This is a genomic window from Kosakonia pseudosacchari, assembly GCF_015167415.1.
GTDB classification, from domain to species: domain Bacteria; phylum Pseudomonadota; class Gammaproteobacteria; order Enterobacterales; family Enterobacteriaceae; genus Kosakonia; species Kosakonia pseudosacchari.
Window position 1 is genome coordinate 4624882 of the sequence record NZ_CP063425.1, and the last position, 18266, is coordinate 4643147.

17 protein-coding genes are annotated in these 18266 nt (G+C 55.3%); 10 read left to right on the plus strand and 7 right to left on the minus strand.

Annotated elements, in window-relative coordinates; translation table 11 throughout:
- Positions 1–45 precede the first annotated feature (45 nt).
- Both gorA and IP581_RS22010 read left to right on the plus strand, forming a co-directional pair.
- Entirely contained in the window at positions 46–1398 is a 1353-nt protein-coding gene (gene gorA / locus IP581_RS22005; RefSeq protein ID WP_020455643.1) for a glutathione-disulfide reductase, read from the plus strand.
- A gap of 134 nt (positions 1399–1532) precedes the next feature.
- Positions 1533–1913 carry a hypothetical protein gene (locus IP581_RS22010; protein ID WP_193821357.1) on the plus strand — a complete coding sequence of 127 codons (381 nt, stop codon included), beginning with the start codon at positions 1533–1535 and terminating at the stop codon, positions 1911–1913.
- A 16-nt stretch (positions 1914–1929) separates the two neighbouring features.
- Here the strand turns inward: IP581_RS22010 and IP581_RS22015 are convergent, their stop codons facing one another.
- Positions 1930–2538, minus strand: coding sequence for a histidine phosphatase family protein (locus IP581_RS22015; protein WP_193821358.1), 609 nt, complete (start codon positions 2536–2538; stop codon positions 1930–1932).
- On the minus strand, positions 2539–3432 hold the full coding sequence (locus IP581_RS22020; RefSeq protein ID WP_086872622.1) for a LysR family transcriptional regulator: 894 nt from the start codon (positions 3430–3432) through the stop codon (positions 2539–2541).
- A 133-nt stretch (positions 3433–3565) separates the two neighbouring features.
- Between IP581_RS22020 and aguB the strand changes: the two genes are divergently transcribed.
- Positions 3566–4450: an N-carbamoylputrescine amidase gene (gene aguB, locus IP581_RS22025; RefSeq protein ID WP_017458280.1), complete on the plus strand. Its 885-nt coding sequence runs from the start codon at positions 3566–3568 to the stop codon at positions 4448–4450.
- Between the two features lie 3 nt (positions 4451–4453).
- Positions 4454–5536 carry an agmatine deiminase gene (gene aguA / locus IP581_RS22030; RefSeq protein WP_193821359.1) on the plus strand — a complete coding sequence of 361 codons (1083 nt, stop codon included), beginning with the start codon at positions 4454–4456 and terminating at the stop codon, positions 5534–5536.
- Positions 5537–5567: 31 nt separating this feature from the next.
- Here the strand turns inward: aguA and IP581_RS22035 are convergent, their stop codons facing one another.
- Complete coding sequence (locus tag IP581_RS22035) at positions 5568–5975, minus strand: GNAT family N-acetyltransferase (protein ID WP_193821360.1); 408 nt, start codon at positions 5973–5975, stop codon at positions 5568–5570.
- A 307-nt stretch (positions 5976–6282) separates the two neighbouring features.
- Here IP581_RS22035 and IP581_RS22040 point away from each other — a divergent pair, with 307 nt between their 5' ends.
- Positions 6283–7932, plus strand: a complete 1650-nt coding sequence (locus tag IP581_RS22040) for an alpha,alpha-trehalase (RefSeq protein WP_017458277.1) — start codon at positions 6283–6285, stop codon at positions 7930–7932.
- A gap of 112 nt (positions 7933–8044) precedes the next feature.
- Here the strand turns inward: IP581_RS22040 and IP581_RS22045 are convergent, their stop codons facing one another.
- Positions 8045–9634 carry an STY4199 family HEPN domain-containing protein gene (locus IP581_RS22045; RefSeq protein WP_193821361.1) on the minus strand — a complete coding sequence of 530 codons (1590 nt, stop codon included), beginning with the start codon at positions 9632–9634 and terminating at the stop codon, positions 8045–8047.
- Positions 9635–9796: 162 nt separating this feature from the next.
- On the opposite strand from IP581_RS22045, the gene IP581_RS22050 reads away from it, so the two are divergent.
- Both IP581_RS22050 and IP581_RS22055 read left to right on the plus strand, forming a co-directional pair.
- On the plus strand, positions 9797–10327 hold the full coding sequence (locus IP581_RS22050) for a GNAT family N-acetyltransferase (RefSeq protein WP_193822739.1): 531 nt from the start codon (positions 9797–9799) through the stop codon (positions 10325–10327).
- A 68-nt stretch (positions 10328–10395) separates the two neighbouring features.
- A complete protein-coding gene (locus IP581_RS22055) occupies positions 10396–10794 on the plus strand; it encodes a YdeI family stress tolerance OB fold protein (protein ID WP_193821362.1) in 399 nt (132 codons plus the stop codon).
- 42 nt (positions 10795–10836) lie between these two features.
- On the opposite strand, the gene IP581_RS22060 is transcribed toward IP581_RS22055, so the two are convergent.
- Positions 10837–11595: an SDR family NAD(P)-dependent oxidoreductase gene (locus IP581_RS22060; protein ID WP_193821363.1), complete on the minus strand. Its 759-nt coding sequence runs from the start codon at positions 11593–11595 to the stop codon at positions 10837–10839.
- 119 nt (positions 11596–11714) lie between these two features.
- Between IP581_RS22060 and IP581_RS22065 the strand changes: the two genes are divergently transcribed.
- The 3 genes from IP581_RS22065 (at position 11715) to IP581_RS22075 (ending at position 15287) form a co-directional block, all read left to right on the plus strand.
- Positions 11715–12617: a LysR family transcriptional regulator gene (locus IP581_RS22065; RefSeq protein ID WP_086872620.1), complete on the plus strand. Its 903-nt coding sequence runs from the start codon at positions 11715–11717 to the stop codon at positions 12615–12617.
- 49 nt (positions 12618–12666) lie between these two features.
- Positions 12667–13698 carry an inner membrane protein YhjD gene (gene yhjD / locus IP581_RS22070; RefSeq protein WP_097399871.1) on the plus strand — a complete coding sequence of 344 codons (1032 nt, stop codon included), beginning with the start codon at positions 12667–12669 and terminating at the stop codon, positions 13696–13698.
- 272 nt (positions 13699–13970) lie between these two features.
- Positions 13971–15287: an MFS transporter gene (locus IP581_RS22075; protein ID WP_193821364.1), complete on the plus strand. Its 1317-nt coding sequence runs from the start codon at positions 13971–13973 to the stop codon at positions 15285–15287.
- Between the two features lie 50 nt (positions 15288–15337).
- Here IP581_RS22075 and IP581_RS22080 read toward each other — a convergent pair whose 3' ends face one another.
- Both IP581_RS22080 and pdeH read right to left on the minus strand, forming a co-directional pair.
- A complete protein-coding gene (locus tag IP581_RS22080) occupies positions 15338–17392 on the minus strand; it encodes an AsmA family protein (protein WP_193821365.1) in 2055 nt (684 codons plus the stop codon).
- Between the two features lie 68 nt (positions 17393–17460).
- On the minus strand, positions 17461–18231 hold the full coding sequence (gene pdeH / locus IP581_RS22085) for a cyclic-guanylate-specific phosphodiesterase (protein WP_193821366.1): 771 nt from the start codon (positions 18229–18231) through the stop codon (positions 17461–17463).
- Between the last annotated feature and the right edge of the window lie 35 nt (positions 18232–18266).

An 18266-nucleotide genomic window follows, 5' to 3' on the forward strand; every position in this document is an offset into this window, starting at 1 on the left:
CAATCGCGAATATTTTCGACTTCGTTCAGGATTAAGGAAACAACCATGAGCAAACATTACGACTACATCGCTATTGGCGGCGGCAGCGGCGGTATCGCATCGATTAACCGTGCGGCTATGTACGGTCAAAAATGCGCGCTGATCGAAGCAAAAGAACTTGGCGGCACCTGCGTGAACGTCGGTTGCGTACCCAAAAAAGTGATGTGGCACGCGGCGCAGATTTCTGAAGCGATCCATCTGTACGGCCCGGATTACGGCTTCGACACCACCGTGAACCACTTCGACTGGAGCAAGCTGGTTGCCAGCCGTAGCGCCTATATCGACCGCATTCACACCTCGTACGATAACGTGCTGGGTAAAAATAATGTCGATGTGATCCGGGGTTTCGCGCGCTTTGTCGATGCCAAAACCGTGGAAGTGAACGGCGAAACGATCACTGCCGATCATATCCTGATTGCCACCGGTGGCCGTCCAAGCCACCCGAACATTCCGGGCGTGGAATACGGTATTGATTCCGACGGTTTCTTCGCCCTGCCCGCGCTGCCAAAACGTGTGGCGGTGGTTGGCGCAGGTTATATCGCCGTGGAACTGGCAGGTGTGATCAACGGCCTGGGCGCGGAGACACACCTGTTTGTGCGTAAACATGCGCCGCTGCGCAGCTTTGATCCGTTAATTACCGAAACGCTGGTTGAAGTGATGGCGGCAGAAGGCCCAACACTGCACACGCACGCCGTGCCAAAAGAGGTGGTGAAAAACGCCGACGGCAGCCTGACGCTGACGCTGGAAGATGGTCGTTCACAAACCGTGGACAGCCTGATTTGGGCGATTGGCCGCGAACCGGCAACCGATAATTTCAACCTTGCGGTCACCGGCGTGAAAACCAACGACAAAGGGTATATCGAAGTCGATAAATTCCAGAACACCAGCGTGCCGGGCATTTACGCGGTGGGCGATAACACCGGCGCGGTAGAACTGACGCCGGTCGCCGTGGCAGCCGGTCGCCGTCTCTCCGAACGCCTGTTTAACAACAAACCGGATGAGCATCTGGACTACAGCAACATCCCGACCGTGGTGTTCAGCCATCCGCCGATTGGCACCGTTGGCCTGACCGAACCGCAGGCCCGCGAGCAGTACGGCGATGACCAGGTGAAAATCTACAAATCCTCCTTCACCGCGATGTATACCGCGGTGACCACTCACCGCCAGCCGTGTCGTATGAAGCTGGTGTGCGTTGGCCCGGAGGAGAAAATTGTCGGTATTCACGGTATCGGCTCCGGTATGGACGAAATGCTGCAAGGCTTTGCGGTGGCGCTGAAAATGGGCGCAACCAAAAAAGACTTCGACAACACGGTGGCAATTCACCCGACCGCAGCGGAAGAGTTTGTCACCATGCGCTAATTGCCACGGGTAACAGCGACACACAAAAGAAGCCCCGATCGGGGCTTCTTTTTTTACATGCCATTCCCCCCTGATTCAGGCGATATTTTCTGGCACGATAATCTGACAATTCAACAACGGAAAAGGCGTAACGGATGGGCTGGGAAATGCATATCACCCGGGCGGAATGTTGGACGGAAAGCGAAACGCAACCGATCGGCAGCGAAGAGTGGGTTCAACTGGTGAATCATGATGAAGAGCTCGCTTTTGATCGGCGAAATGGCGAATTTCACGCCATCTGGAAAGGGCAAGAAACCTGCTGGCTGGAGTGGAATGATGGAGAAATCTGCAGCAAATCGCCCACGCAGCCGCTCTACGAAAAGATGCTGGAGATTGCCACAGCTCTGAATGCGCACCTGCGCGATGATGATGATCGTCCCTATCTGCTGCCGGGGGATTTGCTCAACCCTTCGTGGGCGCGCCCTGCAACCAAAACGTCATTGTGGCAAAAGATCATCCGTTTTTTTAAGAAGTGACCATCAGGCGCGGCATTCAGCCAGTTTTTAACCCCAGCAAATGGCTGGCCACTCCCCAGCGCGCCACCTCGCAGGTGCTGTGGTTGATCTCCAGCAGCGAATAGCTGGCGTTGGGATGGTGGTAACGCGCCACATTGTCGAGGGAGTTTTCCAGCAACTGCGCTATCGCCGCCTGCATAATTTGCCCGTGCGACACCAGCGCTACCGTGTGATGTGGGCAGATGCCCGGCAAGCGGTGTAAAAAGTCGAGCAACCGCTGCGCGGCCTGCCCTGGCGATTCACCCTGCGGCGGTTGAAAAGTTTCATCCTCTGCGAACCGAGGGTATTCCCGGCGGATATCGCTCAGCAAACGGCCATCAAACTCACCGAAATCTTGCTCCTGTAACGCCTCGTCGAGGCGGATATCACACTGATATTGCACAGCAATAAGCAAAGCCATCTGCTGCGCTCGGCCGAGCGGCGATGAGAAAACAGCGTCAGGGTGGATCCCCGCATCCAGCAGCCCGCGAAGCAAAGCGTGGCTCTCTTCGTGCCCACGTGGCGTTAGCGGACTATCGAGCCGCCCCTGGATAATCCCTGCCCGGTTCCACTCGGTTTGCGGATGGCGAATTAATAGCGCTTTCATCTAAATCCTCACCGCCTTCAGTTCGTTAATCAGCCACTGCACTGCGGGCTGGTAGTCGAACAACCGATGTGTCAGCAGCAGCAAATCATACGATGGCGCGCCCTCCGGGAGTTGCATAATGCGCAGCGGCAACATTGTCGCCAGTTCCCTGGCAATGCGAAACGGCACGCACATTAAATAGCCGGTCGCCACCGCCACGCGCCCGCCAACGGCGTAACTTTGCACCACCGTCGCCAGCGGCCGATAGAGATGCTGTTCGAGCAGCCAGCTGTCAATATGATCCGCCCCGGAGCTGACCGCCGGTAAATGGATTTGCGCCTCGCTCACCAGGTGTCTGATGGTGAGCTGTTCCGGCAAATCGGTACGCTCAACAGAAGCGATAGCGACAAAGTGGTCAGAGATAAGTTTATGTTTATTAAAATAATGGGGAATGTGTTGCACGTTATCGACACCGATAAACGCATCCAGTTGCCCCTGCTCTACCCGCTCAACCTTGATGGTTTCTGAAAGAATATCGACCGAAAGCCGGACATTCGGCGCAATGGTTTTAAATCGCGCGGTCAGCACCGGCATAAACATGAACTCGAAATAGTCCACCGCGCCGATATAAAACGTGTGCGCATCACGCAACGGGTCGAAATGGCTTGGCCCGCGCGTGGCGGTATCCAGCTTGCTGAGCGCGCTCTCGATCACCGGGATCATCATCGCGGCGTAGGGTGTCGGTTCCATACCGTTGCGCGTGCGGATAAACATCTCATCGTTGAGTTGCTCACGCAGGCGATTCAGGGCATGGCTAAAGGCAGATTGCGACAGATTCGCTTTCAGCGCCGCGCGGGTCACACTCTTCTCTTTCGCCAGAATTGGCACCAGCCGCAGCAAATTCAGGTCGATCACCACTATGCATCCTGTTCATGTTTTCATGATAATAATACATTTTATGCATAACGTATTTCGTTGCTATAGTTTGCAGCAAAATAAGTGCTGACAATTTGCACTGCCTGAACCGAGAACAACGGGAGAGTTTTTTATGAGAAATGTAACCGTCGCCGCAACGCAAATGGCGTGTAGCTGGGATCTGGATAAGAACATTCAAAATGCTGAACGTCTGGTGCGTGAAGCGCACAGCAAAGGCGCACAGGTGATCCTGATTCAGGAACTGTTCGCCGCGCCTTACTTCTGCATCGATCAAAGCCCGGAACACTACGCGCTGGCGCAGGAAGTGGCGAATAGCCCATTGATCAAACACTTCTCTGCGCTGGCCAAAGAGCTGGAAGTGGTGCTGCCGCTGAGCCTGTTTGAAAAGTGCAACAACGCCTATTACAACTCGCTGGTGATGATCGATGCCGACGGCAGCGTGCTGGACACCTACCGTAAGACTCATATTCCGAACGGCCCGGCGTACCAGGAGAAACAGTTCTTTATCCCTGGCGATACCGGTTTCAAAGTGTGGAACACCCGCTATGCGAAAATCGGCGTCGGCATCTGCTGGGATCAGTGGTTCCCGGAAACCGCACGCGTGCTCGCCTTGCAGGGCGCAGAAATTATTTTCTACCCGACCGCGATCGGTTCTGAACCCGCTTACCCGGATATCGACAGCCAGCCGCACTGGACCCGCGTTCAGCAGGGCCACGCCGCCGCGAACGTCATTCCGGTGATTGCGTCTAACCGTATTGGCACCGAAACCAGTAAATACATCGAAGGCCTGGAAATGACCTTCTACGGCTCCTCCTTCATCGCCGACCAAACGGGTGAGCTGGTCGAGCAGGCAAACAAAACCGACGAAGCGGTGCTGGTGCACACCTTCGATCTCGACGCCATTGCCGCGCAGCGCGCCGCATGGGGGCTGTTCCGCGATCGCCGTCCGAATATGTACAGCGCGATTGCCACCTCCGATGGCAGCGTAAGGAGCTAAGCGATGGTACAGCTGACCACGCCCGTCAAAGACGGTTTCGCCATGCCGGCGGAGTGGGCGCCGCACCAGGCGGTGTGGATGATTTGGCCTTACCGCACCGATAACTGGCGCGCTGACGCCGCGCCGGCTCAGCAGGCTTTTTCCGCTGTCGCCAAAGCGATTTCGCGCAACACGCCGGTGATCATGGGTGTGCCTGCCGCCGAAATGGCAAAAGCGCGTGCCACTATGCCAGCGGAAGTGACGCTGGTGGAAATGGAAAGCGATGATGCCTGGATGCGCGATACGGGCCCAACCGTGGTGGTCAATAACGCGGGTGAAAAGCGTGGTATTAGCTGGACATTCAACGCCTGGGGCGGGCTGAATGGCGGCTTGTATGCAAGCTGGGATCGCGATCAACAGGTCGCCGGGCAGGTTGCGGCGTATCACCAGATGCCGTGCTATCACACCGATTTGGTGCTGGAAGGTGGCTCCATTCACGTCGACGGCGAAGGCACGTTGCTGACCACCGCCGAATGTTTGCTGAACCCGAACCGCAACCCGCATCTGAGCAAAGCGCAGATCGAGCAGCAACTGCGCGATTATTTGGCCGTGTCGCAGATTATCTGGTTGCCGGAAGGCGTGTTCAATGACGAAACCGACGGGCATATCGACAACATGTGCTGTTTCGTTCGTCCTGGCGAAGTCGCACTGCACTGGACGGATGACCAGAACGACCCACAATACGCGCGCTCCGTTGCCGCACTTGAGGTGCTGGAAAACACCAAAGATGCGCAAGGGCGCACGCTGAAAGTGTGGAAAGTGCCGTCTCCGCGGCCCATGTTCGCCAGCGCTGAAGAGACCAGCGATGTCGAAAAAGGCACGGCGATTGAGCGTCACGAAGGTAACCGCCTGGCGGGTTCCTACGTTAACTATCTGGTCAGTAACCAGCAGATTATTTACCCGCAGCTGGATCCAGCGACCGATGGCGCAGCGCAGGCGTTGTTCGAAGAGATGTTCCCGGATTTCGTTATCACTGGCGTTCCGGCGCGTGAGATTTTGCTCGGCGGTGGCAACATCCACTGCATTACGCAGCAAATCCCGCGTTAATCCTTCCCCCGGCGGCGTTCGTCGCCGGGTTTTACAATCCCCGCGACATACGAATGTACTGTACTTCTTTTTTGTAAAACGGCTCGCCTTGCGCAATAAAGCCAAAACGTGCGTAAAATGCCGCTGCCGACGTTCTGGCATCCAGTTGCACAAATTCAACGCCTGCCTGGACTAACGTTTCCAGCACGCTCTGCAACAGAAAACGACCATAACCTTGCTGCTGATGCGTTTGTAAGGTGGCGAATTTACGGATTTGGCACCGCCGTTCATCGAGCATAAAAACCGATAAACAACTGACAATTTGCCCGCTTTCAAGCACGCCAAAATGACGGGCATCGTCATCGCCTTCTACACGCGAAGCATTGCGGGCAAGATGCGGCCACAGTACCGTATGGCGGATATTGAGACATTGCTCTAACGTAATAGAGACGAGCTGCAAAGGCTTTTCCTCAGTCATTTCGGGGAGATTTACCAGCGACCACCCATAATGAGATTCTGCGGGCGATTATTCACAAATCGTTGCAAAACGAATGCTCCTAAATTGGCCGCTGCGTTAATTTTGCTTCTGTACGTTTTATACACTATTAATCAGTAGGTTGTGGGGTTTTGCGTTAATTTCACGCCGTGCTAAAACGTGATCGACCGCACACTTCGTCCTTCACGGATCGAAGCGAATGTCTACGCTTAATAGATAGCCGGGCAACACCCGTAATTTTTTACGACGACATCCGGAGGCCATAATCCTTATGTTCAACCAGAAACTACAAAGCGCAGAATCCGTCGAGTTCGTGATTGAGGAAGAGATCGTCTACGAAACCGATCCGTGCGAGTTAAAACTGGATGAAATGATCGAGGCGGAGCCGGAGCCGGAAATGATCGAAGGGTTACCGGCGTCCGACGCGCTAACCCCTGCAGATCGTTACCTTGAACTGTTTGAACACGTGCAGTCGTCGCGCATTTTTGCCGACAGCAAAACCTTTCCCGATTGCGCGCCGAAAATGGATCCGCTCGATATTCTGATTCGCTATCGCAAAATCAAACGTAAACCGGAGTTCGATCTGCGCCAATTCGTGAAAGCGCATTTCTGGATGCCGGAGGACTACTCCAAAGCGTACGTCTCCAACCCGGAGAACTCGTTAAAAGAGCATATCGACCAGTTGTGGCCGATCCTCACCCGCGAGCCGCAGGATCACATTCCGTGGTCTTCCCTGCTGGCGCTGCCGCAGGCTTACATTGTGCCCGGCGGGCGATTCCGCGAAACCTATTACTGGGATTCCTACTTCACCATGCTGGGCCTGGCGGAGAGCGGTCGCGACGATTTGCTGCGCTGTATGGCGGATAACTTCGCGTGGATGATTGAGCGTTACGGTCATATTCCGAACGGTAACCGCACGTACTACCTGAGCCGCTCGCAGCCGCCGGTTTTCGCGCTGATGGTCGAGCTGTTTGAAGAGGACGGCGTACGCGGTGCGCGGCGCTACCTTGATCATCTGTTAATGGAGTACGCGTTCTGGATGGATGGCGCGGAATCGCTGGCGCTGAACCAGGCGTACCGCCACGCGGTACGTATGCCGGACGGTTCGCTGCTCAACCGTTACTGGGACGATCGCGACACGCCGCGCGACGAGTCCTGGCTTGAGGACGTTGAAACCGCGCGTCATTCCGGGCGACCAGCAAGTGAAGTCTATCGCGATTTGCGCGCGGGTGCGGCTTCCGGCTGGGATTACTCCTCGCGCTGGCTGCGCGATGCGCAGCGGCTGGCGAGCATTCGCACCACGCAGTTTATCCCGATTGATTTGAACGCGTTCCTGTTCAAGCTGGAAAGCGCTATTGCCAACATTTCCGGGCTGAAAGGCGACAGAGAACGCGAAGCACTGTTCCGCCAGAAAGCGAGCGATCGCCGCGCGGCGGTGAACCGCTATCTGTGGGATGACGAGAATGGCTGTTATCGCGACTACGACTGGCGTCGTGAGCAGATGGCGCTGTTTTCCGCCGCCAGCATTGTCCCGCTGTATGTTGGCATGGCCACCCATGAGCAGGCAGAGCGGCTGGCAGACGCCGTAAAAGCGCGCCTGCTGACGCCTGGCGGTATTCTGGCAACAGAGTACGAAACCAGCGAACAGTGGGATAAACCCAACGGCTGGGCACCGCTGCAATGGATGGCGATTCAGGGCTTCAAAATGTACGGAAACGACTCGCTGGGCAATGAAATCGCCCATAGCTGGTTGCAGACGGTAAATCACTACTATCAGCAGCACCACAAGCTGATTGAGAAGTACCACATCGCCAGCAGTACGCCGCGTGAAGGTGGTGGGGGTGAATACCCGCTGCAGGATGGTTTTGGCTGGACAAACGGTGTGGTGCGCCGTCTTATTGGTTTGTACGGCGAACCGTAGGCTGGCGCGGCAACCGCAGATTATCCCTTGATTGGCTGTATGGGCGCATCCTGGTAAGTGCCAGGATGCGCCCATTTGCTGTTCGCAACGCGAAAGCATGCGCCTGGGAAAATTAATCAATCACATCATAAATCGCGGTCTGAATATCCGACCACTTGCGGTTTTCATCCGTTGGATCGGCTTCATAACGCAACTGTGCCTGCTCCATCTCATACCGCTGGCGATCTACCACCGGCTTAACGGTACAAAACGCGCGTAAATAGTCGCGCGTAATCGAGGTCAGCTTTTTGTTGTTCACCGCCATTTCATGGGTCAGCGTCGCGATAAAACGGCGGCAAGGGCGGTTCTCATCCATTTGCAGGCGATATCGCAATAGCAGATCCAGCACATCGTTGTAATCCGCTATCACCGCGTTTTCCGTCCAGGAGAGTTTCCAGTTCATCCCGGTGCGTAAAAACAGCGACACCACGCGCGTATCGTTGCGATCAATCGCCGCGCGGAAGTTATTTTCGTCGCGCGGCAGCCCCAGGCGACTGAGCTCCTCTTTGGGCGAGGGTCGTTCGCGATCCTCGGCAATCGGCACGGTAGCCCGGGCTTGACGCGCCACCGGTGCTGACATCCCGCTGGTAAACATCCAGAAAGCGCCAATCACCATCATCAGCACCATCACGCCGACCGCGCTCCACAGCACGCCAGAGAGCATCTGGTCGCGCTCTTCGCGGCTGCGCACCGACCGTTTTGCAGGTTTATCTATACTGTCACGCATCGGCATCGCATCACCTCCGGCAGCGCGGTCTTTTTTCCGCGTCTGCTCCCAGTAAGCGTCTAAATCCCCACCGGCCTCACGCAATATTTCAGCGGGATTGGTCTGCGTGCGCCCCTCGTCGAACGCGCGCTGAACCGGTCCGGTAATTTGCGGATAATAGCTGTTCAATAAGAGCAGCTGATTAGAGGTGAGCGGCTGTCCTGACACCACGCTTGCGCGCATCTGGCGAATATCATCCAGAAAGGTTTGCAACGTTTTACGCGGTTCCACTAGCAGGTTCAGTTCCGCGGCGTCATTAAACAGCCGGGCATAACGCTGGCTAAACTCTTTTTTATCTATCAGCAACAGCGCCAGCTCGCTAAACCGCATGCCGCTCAGTACATCGTTGTGATCGCCAAGGCGTAACCAGCGCCGCACACGATCGGCACCAAACTGGGTTTTCAGGTGATTACGCAGCTTTTCACTATCCGGCCATACCTGCATCACCAGCGATTTAATCATCGTTTCCATAGCGCGTAGCTGCTGAAGCCCTTGCCGCTGCTGCACGTCATCCGATGGCAAGGCGGTGTTGTAGCTCAGCAACTTCTGCTTATTACGCAGGTTTTCCAGCGCGCTGATAAATCGCAGCGCCGCAATAAGCTGATTCTCGGTCACATTCTGCCCGTTCTCGTAACGCGGAACGAGCTGCTGCAAGTGACGGAGCTGTAAAGTGAACTGTGTTAATTCCGCATCGTTGAGTTTAAGTCGTTTAGCCACCGCGCCCCAGCCACCCAAACTCAGGCGCGCAACATCCAGTTGTTCCAAAAACCAGCGCGGGTCTTTACCTTCATCAAAATGCACATTCAGCAGCAATAAGATTTCAACAGACGCCTCGCGAATAATAGCAATGCATTTTTCAAACTGTTCACCCGTATTCAATGGGGCAGAGAGAGTCATTATTTTCCTTTAAGTACAACTGAAGAAACAATTAACTGGCCAACCTGAGCGCTTAATTTTTTCTTTATTTATGAATAGGTAAAAGATAGCTCAGTTGACGATTATTATCAGTGATAGTGGTTTCAAGCCGAAAAAAAACAGCAGGAGATATTCACTGTGTTAATGCTTTTTACCCCAAGACTGACCTGCTCGCCAATAACAGAAGAAGCATGGCCATTCTTTCTTGCGCTGCAACAACACCCCGACGTGATGCGCTACGTTGCCGATGCCCGCAGCGAACAGGAGATCCGTGAAGCATTTGATGCCCGGCTGGCTCCCTGGTCCCCCGGCAGCCGACACTGGCTCTGCCTGCTGGTACGCGATACAGCGACAAACGAACCGCTGGGCGTCACCGGTTATATTCACCGCGAGGATGATTGCGCCGAAGTCGGCTTCCTGTTCGCGCCTGCCGCGCAGGGCAAAGGCTATGGCCAGGAGTCGCTAAAAGCGCTGTGCGACTTCGCTTTTAACGAAGGGGGCATTCGTAAACTCACCGCCACCGTAACGGCGGGTAATGGCGCATCCCGGCATTTACTGGAAAAAACAGGATTTATCCTTGAGGGTGAGCTGCGTGAGGCGTACTGGTTGGCGGGAAGCTGGCATAACGACTGGCTGTTTGGCTTACTGCGCCACGAATATGACGAAAAACGATAATTCGTCAGCATACTTCGCTATGCTCTGCCAGGCTTAAAGACGTGTTCTGGCAATATTCAGGAGAGGTTATGAAGAAAATTGTGCTCGCCGCCAGTCTGGTGGCGCTGTTCTCCATGACGGCATTCGCAGAAGATGCGCCCGGTCTGAAAGCGGACAAAGCGCCGCCACCGCCGCATAAAATGGATGACGGCTATCGCGGCATGGAAGATGCGCGTACCATGACTGTCAAACAGGCAAAAGCCCTGCATGATGGCGCGTCCGTCTCGCTGCGCGGTAACCTGGTTGAAAAAGAGAGCGGTGATCTTTACCTGTTCCGCGACAAAACCGATCAAGTTCAGGTCTATATTCCCGTGGCGATATTTGATGGTAAATCCGTGTCGCCGGATGAACTGGTCGGCATCAGCGGCTCGCTGGATAAAAAACAGCAACCGGTGCGTATCCGGGTAACGCATTTTCAGAAACAGTAACACTGCACGCCCGGTAGCGAAAACTGCCGGGCGTGACCGGTTTTACAGGAACATCCCGCCCGACACTTCCACGCGTTGCGCATTCATCCAGGCCAGATCGTCGCTCAGCAGCGCGGCAATCGCATCGCCAATATCATCCGGCAGGCCGACACGGCCCAACGCGGTTTGTGCAGCAATATGTTGATTAACCTGTTCATTATCACGCACTACGCCACCGCCGAAATCCGTTTCTATCGCTCCCGGCGCAATGATATTCACCGAAATACCCCGCGCGCCAAGCTCTTTCGCCTGGTAACGTGTCAGCACTTCCATCGCCCCTTTCATTGAGGCATAGGCGGCATAGCCCGGCTGACAAAACCGCGCCAGCCCGCTGGAGACGTTGAGAATACGCCCGCCATTTTTCAGTAGCGGCAGCAAGCTTTGCGTCAGGAAGAACGGACCTTTGAAGTGGATGTTCACCAGTTGATCAAATTGCTCGACGCTGGTTTCGGCGAAAGGCGCGTTGATACCGATGCCAGCATTGTTCAACAAATAATCAAACGTCTCGCGCTGCCAGACCGATTTCAACTGCTCGTGCATGTTACGCACAAAAACATCAAACCCGGTGATATCACCGACGTTTAACTGCAATGCCACCGCTTTCACGCCTTTTTGCTCAATTTCACGCACCACGTTCTGCGCTTCTTCGACGTTACTGTTGTAGGTCAGGATAATGTCCGTTCCCTTCGCCGCCAGCTTCAGCGCCGCGTTTTTACCCAACCCGCGGCTGCCACCGGTCACTAAAGCAATATGTTGTGTCATAAGAAACCTCGTTTTCGCTGATGTGAGACTGTGAAAAAAGCTTATTAGCTGACGAATAAACAATAAAGGTGCTAAATTACGCTTCACTGTTTCATTACAGGCAACAATCGAGCGTGATGATGGATAAAATTTACGCAATGCAACTGTTTATCCGCGTGGCGGAACTGGAGAGTTTTTCCCGCGCGGCGGATTCGATGGGACTTCCTAAGGGTAGCGTATCGCGCCAGATTCAGGCGCTGGAGACGCACCTCGGCACCCAGTTGTTGCACCGCACCACGCGTCGCGTCCAGCTCACTCAGGACGGCATGGTTTACTACGAGCGGGCAAAAGACCTGCTGGCGAATATGGATGAGCTCGACGGGATGTTCCTGCATGATCCGTCGAGCATCAGCGGCCGTTTGCGCGTCGATATGCCGGTCGGAGTGGCGAAAAATCTGGTGATCCCGCGCCTGCCCGCTTTCCTGCAACAATACCCCGGCATTGAACTGGAGCTCAGTAGCAGCGACAGGCTGGTAGATATTATTCGCGAAGGGTTCGACTGCGTCGTGCGCGTCGGCACCCTCAAAGACTCCGGGCTAATCGCCCGCCAGCTCGGTCGGCTGTCAGTCATTAACTGCGCCAGCCCCGATTATCTGGCGCGTTTTGGCTATCCGGAAACGCTCGACGATTTATCCTCCCACGCGCTGGTGCATTACGCCGTTAACCTTGGTACGCGCCCGCCGGGTTTTGAGGTCTGGCAGGATAAGCAGACGCACTGGGTGAAAACTGGCGGCATCCTGACGGTGAACAGCACCGAAACGTATCAAGCCGCCTGTCTGGCCGGATTAGGGATTATTCAGGTTCCGCGCGTGGGCGTACGCGACGCGCTGCGTGCGGGGAAGCTGGTGGAGATCCTGCCGCAATACCGCGCGGAACCGATGCCGGTTTCGCTGATTTACCCGCACCGCCGTAATCTGTCGCGCCGCGTGCATCTGTTTATGGAGTGGCTGGCGACCGTACTGAAGGATTACGTCGACCACTAGCAGCTATAATTTCAGTTACCACACATTCAGGAGAAGGAAAACAGACCTGATGACGCCGGAAAATCATGAAAAACGCCCGACGCAAGACCTCGACTACGAACCCGTCAGGAAGATGGCTGAGCAGCCCACCGAAAAGAAACATTCTGCCCCTTCAGCCGCCAGCACTACGCTGGCATCACTCACCGACATGGTGCAAAAGATCCAGCGCTGGCCTGTGGTGGCGCACCTGATCCGCGCGACTGAACGCTTTAACGACCGCATGGGGAACCAGTTTGGCGCGGCCATCACCTACTTCTCGTTTCTGTCGATGATCCCCATCATGATGGTCTCGTTTGCCGCCGCCGGTTTTGTGCTCGCCTCGCACCCGACGCTGTTGCAGGACATCTTCAATAAAATACTCATGAGCGTGAGCGATCCGACGATGGCTGCAACACTGCAAAACACCCTCAATATTGCCGTGCAGCAGCGCACGACGGTAGGGATTGTCGGGCTGGCTATCGCCCTCTATTCCGGCGTGAACTGGACCGGCAACCTGCGCGAGGCGATCCGCGCCCAGTCGCGCGATGTCTGGGAGCGTAACGCGCAGGATGAAGAAAAAATCTGGGTAAAGTATTTCCGCGATTTTATTTCGCTCATTGGCCTGTTAGTCGCGCTGATCGTGACGCTATCAATAACCTCGGTGGCGGGCTCCGCGCAGCAGTTGATTATTAACGCACTGCACCTCGATTACATCGAATGGTTGAAACCGGCCTGGCGGCTGATTGGCCTGGCCATTTCGATTTTCGCGAACTATCTGCTCTTCTTCTGGATCTTCTGGCGCTTGCCGCGCCACCGCCCGCGCAGGAAGGCGCTGATCCGCGGCACCTTTATCGCCGCGATTGGGTTTGAAGTGATCAAAATGATCATGACCTGGACGCTGCCATCGCTGGTGAAATCCCCCTCCGGCGCGGCATTTGGTTCGGTGCTAGGGCTAATGGCGTTCTTCTACTTCTTTGCTCGCCTGACGCTGTTTTGCGCGGCGTGGATCGCTACCGCGCAGTACAAAGGTGACCCGCGCATGCCGGACAAAACCCACCACTAACGATGCTATCGGGCTGAAGGAAATGGAATATTTCAGCCCGCTCGGCGATTTCAGCATGAAAATCCAGTCCGTAACTTTTATTTAACCAAAAACCAGTTTTATCATCTAATTATTAAAATCTGTGAAGCATTTCATGGAAGGTAAATCGTGAGTCTGAAAATTATTCGCTTTTTGCCTGTTTTTCGCACTAAAGCCCACTTTGTTACAGATTGAAATGTCGCTTTTGCTGTGGCTAATATGGTCGTTCGTTCGCGCAAAAATAAGAAAATTCTATGCAAGCTACAGCCACAACTTTCGACAACGAGCAGGAAAGCCCGCCGGTAAATTCACGTAATAAAGTCGTCGTTGCGTCTCTGATTGGCACCGCCATCGAGTTCTTCGATTTCTATATTTACGCCACCGCCGCGGTGATTGTGTTCCCGCATATCTTCTTCCCGCAGGGCGACCCGACGGCCGCCACGCTACAGTCGCTGGCGACCTTCGCCATTGCTTTTATTGCGCGCCCGATTGGTTCCGCTGTGTTTGGTCACTTTGGTGACCGTGTTGGCCGTAAAGTGACGCTGGTGGCCTCTCTGCTGACGATGGGGATCTCAACCGTGCTGATCGGCCTGCTGCCGGGGTACGAAACCATTGGCGTAATGGCACCGTTGCTGCTGGCGCTGGCGCGTTTTGGTCAGGGTCTGGGCTTAGGTGGCGAATGGGGCGGCGCGGCGCTGCTGGCCACGGAAAATGCCCCGCCGCGTAAACGCGCGCTGTACGGCTCTTTCCCGCAACTGGGCGCGCCGATTGGCTTCTTCTTTGCTAACGGCACCTTCCTGCTGCTCTCCTGGTTACTGACCGATGAGCAGTTTATGGCGTGGGGCTGGCGCGTGCCGTTTATCTTCTCTGCCGTGCTGGTGCTGATTGGCCTGTATGTCCGCGTTTCGCTGCATGAAACACCGGTGTTCGCCAAAGTCGCTGCCGCGAAGAAGCAGGTAAAAGTGCCGCTGGGCACACTGCTGACCAAACATGTGCGCGTTACCGTGCTGGGCACCTTTATCATGCTGGCGACCTACACGCTGTTCTACATCATGACGGTCTACTCAATGACCTTCAGCACCTCGCCGCAGGGCCTGGGTCTGCCGCGTAACGAAGTGCTGTGGATGCTGATGATGGCGGTTATCGGTTTTGGTGTGATGGTGCCGGTAGCGGGTCTGCTGGCGGACGCCTTTGGCCGGCGTAAAAGCATGATTGTCATTACATCGTTGATTATTCTGTTCGCACTGTTTGTCTTCCCGCCGTTGCTCGGTTCCGGTAGCCCGGTGCTGGTGATGGCCTACCTGCTGATTGGCCTGAGCCTGATGGGGCTGACGTTCGGTCCAATGGGCGCGCTGCTGCCGGAGCTGTTCCCGACGGAAGTGCGTTATACCGGCGCGTCGTTCTCTTACAACGTGTCGTCGATCCTCGGCGCATCGGTGGCACCGTATATCGCCACCTGGCTGCAGGCGAATTATGGTCTGATGTATGTCGGGATTTACCTGGCCGCGATGGCCACGTTAACGCTTATCGCGCTGCTGCTGACCCACGAAACCAGACACCAGTCGCTGTAACCTTTTGGCCCTCTCTTCGCTGAAGAGAGGGCCACTTCCCGTTGTGCTTCCTAGTGTTTCATCTGCGACAAAATGGCCTGGCATTGATTCTGTTCGCCTTCCGACGGCGAGATCAACGCCAGCAATGCCGCCGCCGGGGTAACTAAGGTTGCCAGCGCTGCCGCCACCGCACCGCGCGCAATCAACGGACCGGGTTTCACACCCGCCTGCGGGTTTTTAAAGCTGCCACGCACGTAGAGCGGTGAGCGCAGCGTGACGATACGCACGCCTTTACTTTCCGGATCAATGGTTAAGTCGAGCTGCTCCGACGCCATGCTGGCGGTGCCGGTAATGTTAATCAGCGCGTTTTCCGTATCAAAGGCGAAGATTTGCGGACGCGCGACACCGTTGACTAAATCGAGGTTCGCAGCAGCGCAATTTACCCGCACTTCGTCATCGCCAAACAGCTGACCGACAATATAGTTGCCGACGTTAAGGCCGAGAATTTCCATCAGGTTACGGCTGACCACACCGTCGTTCATCAACAGTTTCAGGTTGCCATTGCTGGTGCCCAGCAGTGCCGCCACGGAGTTACCCACGCCGCGAAGCTCCGCGTCACCGTTCATCTCACCGAGGGTTTTCTGCATCAGCTCCACATCAGGCATCAGCTCTTTGAGCTTCAGCCGCCGCGCCTGAATCTCCGCCTGCCCTTGCATCGGTTTTTTATCCCCTTCGAGATGGATATTCGATGAGATAGTGCCGCCGGCAAGACCAAATTTCAGCGGTTGCAGGCGCAGGTCGGCATCTTTCAGCAGAATATGGGTCGACAAATCGCTGATGGGTAGCGTGGAGCCGTGCTCAATCCGGCGGCCTTTAAAGCGCACATCGGCATCCATGACGTCCCACTTATCGGTTTCAAAGCGGTCATACGGCAGCACTTTGTCTGCCGGTTGCCCCGCTTTCTCGCCTTTCTGCTGCTCGGTGCGTTTCGACTGCTCAGCACCTTTGCCGGAATCAACGCCGATCAGTGGCCCTAAATCTGCCAGCCGTAACTGGCGCGATTCAACGTCGCCTTCCAGTTTTGGCCGTGGTTTGCCGGTGGAGTAGCGCAGCGTGCCGTGAATATCGCTTTCGCCGATATGGCCGTTAAAATCGCGGTAATCAAACACTGAGCCTTTATCATTATTGAGCTTCGCGATGAGATGACCATCGGTTTCAAACGGCGGCGTATCCGGCAGCAGCACGCCGGTTAAATCATACAGTTCGCCAAGGGAGTTACCGCCGAACTTGAGTTGCAAGTCGGCACCGCCCATGTTCATCGGGTCGTTAATGGTGCCGACAAACGCCACGCGGGTGTTACCGGAGCGGAAATCCGCCTGCACCGGAAAAGGCGTTCCTTCACTACGCAGCGCCAGCATGCCGCCGATTTTGCCATTACCGGAGAGCGGCTGGTCGTTGTAATGCCCTTTCGCCGTCAAACCAAAGACGTAATCGCCGGCGTTGACTTTGCTGTCGCTTTTGCCGGTCACTTCGCTAAACGGTAGCGGTTTGCCTAAGGGGTTGACCAGAATCTCGATATCAGCGCGGTTGAGCGCATCGTTAATCGCGATACGCCCGCGATCAAAAAGAATGTTATCCAGCCGGAATGACCAACTGGAAGGCTGCGCGTTGGCGTCTTTGTTGGTGTCGCTGGCCAGCGTGAACGTCCAGTTATTGAGCTTTTCCGAGCGACGAATCAGCCTGGCATCGGGCTGTTGCAGTTTGATCCACGGCAGGTAAACGGTTTTGGTGAGCAGCGCCAGCGGCGCGAGGGTGGCTTCAACGCGGGGTAAATGCACCATCGTCACTTCGTCGATGCCCGGCGGGTTGCCAAGGATAATATCGTCGGCGTGAACATGCGGCCACGGAACCCAACTGCGCCAGCCGGTTTCCTCTTTTTGCCGTTCCCACACCACGCCCAAATCACCGCGAATGGCGAACGGACGGTTAAGCTCCGTGGAGACTTTTTCGTTAATGGTGGGTTTGAGGCGGTTCCAGTCGAATGTGGCGATGATGATAATGGCGACCACAATCAGCAACAGCAGCGTCGCGAAGACGGCAATAATCGCTTTACTCGTTTTTGTCATCGTTCTGCCTTTCCTTTAAAGCCTTACCTGTCATAAAGATAGTAGAGGCTCGCAGAAAGGGCGGCGGTTTACAGTTCGAGTATCACGTGTTCAAGTTTGGCTAAAGGAACCGGACGGGAGAGAAAATAACCCTGTGCCGCATAAGCAGGCGAATCCTGCACATCGCGCCACTCTTCCAGCGTTTCCACGCCTTCGACAATCACGCCCTGGCAATAGCGGTTCATCAACTGCAACAGCATGGTAAACAGATTTTGCCCTTCAGGCGTTTTACGCAGCATGATGAACAGATCGCGCGCGACTTTGATGTAGTCATAACGCACTTCGCTTAACGCGGAGAAGTTCGCCATACCGGTGCCGAAGTCGTCCAGCCATAGCGGGCCTATTTCACTGATCGAGGCGAAAGTCGAATCCTGCGGTAGACGGATATGTTCCACCAGTTCAAAGCGGATCCACGGCAGCGAATTAATCAACGCCATCAGATCGCTATCCTGACGCATCGCCAGCAGTGTTGGGCCATCTACGTTTACCGAGGCCAACACATCATTGGTAACGAAAAATTCTTTTTGCTCCGCCAGCAGCGCCACTTGCTCATGCACCACATCAACACGCTGGCGCACCGCCACTTCGGAAAAGTAGCGATCCGGCGCAATGCGCGTTTCCGGCTGCGACGGATGGGTAACAATGGTTAATACTTCAACAGCCATCAGACGACCATCGGTTTTATAGATGGGCTGATAAGTATAAGCACGTTCGCACTGCAGCCAATAACGACGCTCCTGCAAGCTTTCGATGCTTGCTTCAGGAATGTTTAGCTGCTGGATGACCTGCTTTAACTTCATTTCTGCTGTCCTGTCGAAGGCGATGACCGGGAGGA

Coding starts and splice junctions, on each gene's coding strand:
- gorA (WP_020455643.1), top strand. CDS start 46: ATGAGCAAACATTACGACTACATCGCTATTGGCGGCGGCAGCGGCGGT.
- IP581_RS22010 (WP_193821357.1), top strand. CDS start 1,533: ATGGGCTGGGAAATGCATATCACCCGGGCGGAATGTTGGACGGAAAGC.
- IP581_RS22015 (WP_193821358.1), bottom strand. CDS start 2,538: ATGAAAGCGCTATTAATTCGCCATCCGCAAACCGAGTGGAACCGGGCA.
- aguB (WP_017458280.1), top strand. CDS start 3,566: ATGAGAAATGTAACCGTCGCCGCAACGCAAATGGCGTGTAGCTGGGAT.
- aguA (WP_193821359.1), top strand. CDS start 4,454: ATGGTACAGCTGACCACGCCCGTCAAAGACGGTTTCGCCATGCCGGCG.
- IP581_RS22040 (WP_017458277.1), top strand. CDS start 6,283: ATGTTCAACCAGAAACTACAAAGCGCAGAATCCGTCGAGTTCGTGATT.
- IP581_RS22045 (WP_193821361.1), bottom strand. CDS start 9,634: ATGACTCTCTCTGCCCCATTGAATACGGGTGAACAGTTTGAAAAATGC.
- IP581_RS22050 (WP_193822739.1), top strand. CDS start 9,797: ATGCTTTTTACCCCAAGACTGACCTGCTCGCCAATAACAGAAGAAGCA.
- IP581_RS22055 (WP_193821362.1), top strand. CDS start 10,396: ATGAAGAAAATTGTGCTCGCCGCCAGTCTGGTGGCGCTGTTCTCCATG.
- IP581_RS22060 (WP_193821363.1), bottom strand. CDS start 11,595: ATGACACAACATATTGCTTTAGTGACCGGTGGCAGCCGCGGGTTGGGT.
- IP581_RS22065 (WP_086872620.1), top strand. CDS start 11,715: ATGGATAAAATTTACGCAATGCAACTGTTTATCCGCGTGGCGGAACTG.
- yhjD (WP_097399871.1), top strand. CDS start 12,667: ATGACGCCGGAAAATCATGAAAAACGCCCGACGCAAGACCTCGACTAC.
- IP581_RS22075 (WP_193821364.1), top strand. CDS start 13,971: ATGCAAGCTACAGCCACAACTTTCGACAACGAGCAGGAAAGCCCGCCG.
- IP581_RS22080 (WP_193821365.1), bottom strand. CDS start 17,392: ATGACAAAAACGAGTAAAGCGATTATTGCCGTCTTCGCGACGCTGCTG.
- pdeH (WP_193821366.1), bottom strand. CDS start 18,231: ATGAAGTTAAAGCAGGTCATCCAGCAGCTAAACATTCCTGAAGCAAGC.